Source organism: Methylobacterium sp. WL18 (assembly GCF_008040015.1).
Taxonomy (GTDB): Bacteria; Pseudomonadota; Alphaproteobacteria; order Rhizobiales; family Beijerinckiaceae; genus Methylobacterium; species Methylobacterium mesophilicum.
The window spans coordinates 1-2,597 of sequence record NZ_VRVD01000657.1 but is presented as its reverse complement, the minus strand read 5'-3'; the positions used below and the strand labels follow the sequence as shown (position 1 = coordinate 2,597).

At 69.0% G+C, this 2,597-nt stretch carries 5 protein-coding genes and 1 pseudogene; 3 read left to right on the top strand and 3 right to left on the bottom strand.

Annotation, left to right across the window (positions count from 1 at the left end; genetic code table 11):
- A partial coding sequence (gene lptB, locus FV228_RS26520; RefSeq protein WP_147857256.1) for an LPS export ABC transporter ATP-binding protein occupies window positions 1-779 on the top strand: 779 nt, incomplete at its 5' end.
- Here lptB and FV228_RS26515 read toward each other — a convergent pair.
- Both FV228_RS26515 and FV228_RS33465 read right to left on the bottom strand, forming a co-directional pair.
- Window positions 674-1,549: an MFS transporter gene (locus FV228_RS26515; RefSeq protein WP_147857255.1), complete on the bottom strand. Its 876-nt coding sequence runs from the start codon at window positions 1,547-1,549 to the stop codon at window positions 674-676. The genes lptB and FV228_RS26515 overlap by 106 nt on opposite strands.
- A gap of 5 nt (window positions 1,550-1,554) precedes the next feature.
- Entirely contained in the window at window positions 1,555-1,725 is a 171-nt protein-coding gene (locus FV228_RS33465) for a hypothetical protein (RefSeq protein ID WP_187277925.1), read from the bottom strand.
- 153 nt (window positions 1,726-1,878) lie between these two features.
- Here FV228_RS33465 and FV228_RS26510 point away from each other — a divergent pair, with 153 nt between their 5' ends.
- Both FV228_RS26510 and FV228_RS26505 read left to right on the top strand, forming a co-directional pair.
- On the top strand, window positions 1,879-2,154 hold the full coding sequence (locus FV228_RS26510) for a DUF4258 domain-containing protein (protein ID WP_281406535.1): 276 nt from the start codon (window positions 1,879-1,881) through the stop codon (window positions 2,152-2,154).
- Entirely contained in the window at window positions 2,151-2,348 is a 198-nt protein-coding gene (locus FV228_RS26505) for a DUF2283 domain-containing protein (RefSeq protein ID WP_147857254.1), read from the top strand. The genes FV228_RS26510 and FV228_RS26505 overlap by 4 nt, the downstream gene beginning before the upstream one ends.
- Window positions 2,349-2,414: 66 nt before the next feature.
- Here FV228_RS26505 and FV228_RS26500 read toward each other — a convergent pair.
- Window positions 2,415-2,597: pseudogene (locus FV228_RS26500) on the bottom strand (dimethylmenaquinone methyltransferase); the annotation flags it as partial.

Below are 2,597 nucleotides of genomic sequence, written 5' to 3'. Positions count from 1 at the left end.
GCGCGAGCCCGCCCGTCGCGGATGCCGACGAAGTCGCCGCCGCGGAAGTGGGCGGCCCCGGCATCCTCAGCGTCCGCGGCCTGCGCAAGAGCTACGGCGCCCGCACCGTGGTGCACGAGGCCGGGCTGACGGTCCGCACCGGCGAGGCGGTCGGGCTGCTCGGGCCGAACGGCGCCGGCAAGACCACGATCTTCTACATGATCACTGGGCTGGTGGTGGCCGATCGCGGCCATATCACCCTGGACGGCCTGCCGATCACCCACCTGCCCATGTACCAGCGGGCGCGGCTCGGCATCGGCTACCTGCCGCAGGAAGCCTCGATCTTCCGCGGGCTGACCGTCGAGGACAACATCCGCGCGGTGCTCGAAGTGGCCGAGCCCGACCGCAAGGCCCGCGCGCGCAAGCTCGATTCCCTGCTCGAGGAGTTCGATATCGCGCGGCTGCGCAAGTCGCCCTCGATCGCGCTATCGGGCGGCGAGCGGCGGCGCTGCGAGATCGCCCGGGCGCTCGCCTCGTCGCCGACCTTCATGCTGCTCGACGAGCCGTTTGCCGGCATCGACCCGATCGCGGTGGGCGACATCCAGGATCTGGTGAAGCACCTCAAGCAGCGCGGCATCGGCGTGCTGATCACCGACCACAACGTCCGCGAGACCCTGGGCCTGATCGACCGCGCCTACATCGCCCATTCCGGCCGCATCCTCACGGAGGGGACCCCGGAGGAGATCGTGGCGAACCCCGACGCGCGGCGGCTGTATCTCGGCGAGGATTTCAGGCTGTGACGGCCACCTCTCGGCGTGGTCGTCTGCGCCTGAGAGCCAGCAGCGCGAGCGTGGCCGCAGCCATGCATCCTGCAGCCAGCAGAAGAGCCGCGGATCCACCGAACCGGGTCAGTACCGCCGCGAAGGTCGGCGGCGACAGGGCCGAAGCTAGGTTGAGCGGCGATGCGATTCGCGACGCAGCCTGGGCGTAGCTCGCCCGCTCGTAGAACACGAGCGGGATGGTCACCCGCGCCACCGCGAGCGCACCGCTCCCGAGGCCGTAGAGCAGGATGAACGAACGCGCCGGCCGCGGTGGGGCCGCCGTCGGCGGCTGCCAGCAGCGATAGAGCTGCGAGGACGGCGAGCGCCGCGATCAAGCCGGTGCTCAGTCCGTCCCAACGGCCGCCGCCGAGGAAATCCACCGCCCGGGCGCCGATCTGGATCACCCCGAGAGCCGCGCCGTAGCCGATCGCCTCCGATCGGCTCAGACCTTCGGCGACCAGCCATTCGACCGGGATGTTGCTGAGGCCGAAGCCGACAAAGGCGATGAGCGCGGTGGCGCCGGCGATCAATCCGAGGAGCCCGCGACCCGACGCCGGCTCGATTGGTGCCGCGTCCTGCAGCGGCTGCGCGGTGTTCCCCAGAACTTGGAGCGGTACGCCGTACCGGTAGAGCGGCACGCAAACGAGCCACATCGCACCGCCGTAGAGGGCGCAGGTTCCCCGCCAACCGACCTGATCGCTCAGGAACGCCGTCGTGGGCCAGAACAGGCTGCTGGACAGGCCGGTCATGAGTATCAGCGCCCCAAACGGCCCGGCCAGCGCCCCCGCGCACGAGTTCGGTCATCAGGATGGCCGGTGGCGATCCGCGTGGCGACGATGGATGTGAAACTGACGCTGCCCCAGACGTCGATCTGCGCGGCGGCCACGGCGATCAGGACGCCGAGGGGCGCGCGTTCCGAGTGCATAGGAGAAGATGTTCCTCGCGGCCGTGAACGACTTGGCCGAATCGACCGGCCGGCTTCGGTTACGCTGGAACGTCATCGATCACGCAACGGCCGTCCATACCGAGCCCCGCAGGGGCGCCTTGCAATGCTGAATCGCTACAACAGAATGCCGACGTGAGCACACCCCGAATCAGATGGAGCGATCATGTCCTTGAGCGCATGCGGATGCGCAACATCGAGCCGGCTTGGGTCGAGCGGACGATCCGCAGGCCGGAGGTGATCGAACCCGATCCTGCTCGACCTGGCCGGGTTCGGGTGTTTGCTGCCGTGCCGGAGCGCGACGCGCGGATCATGCGCGTGGTATATGAACCCTTGGAAGGCGACGAGATCGTGGTTGTGACGGCTCTCCTTGATCGGGGCCGCACCCGCAAGAGGAGACAAACCGGATGACGTCCGAGTACGATCCGACAGTCGACGCCCTCTACATCCGTCTCGCCGACGCGCGCGTCGTCGAGAGTGAGGAGCTTCGCCCGGGCTTCATCGTCGATCTGGACTCCGAAGGGCGGATCGTCGGCGTCGAAATCCTGGATGCCAGCAAGCATGTCGCTCCCGGGGGCGAACTCGATCGCCCGCGCGCGGCGTAAAGCGGAACCGCTCTCACGACGGGGATATGCGCATACAGTCCAGCGGGTGCTGAACGCCGCCCCGCCTCACCCCTTCCAGTTCTTCAGCGCCGCGAACGGGCTGTCGGCATCCGGGGGCTTGTCCGGGTTCAGCACCGGCTCGACCTGCGCGACGGCGTCCGCCATCGAGAAGACGGATCCGCTCTGGAGCCGGCCGCCGGCGGCATCGCGATGGCCGCCGCCGCGGAACAGGCGGGCGCCGTCGAGGGC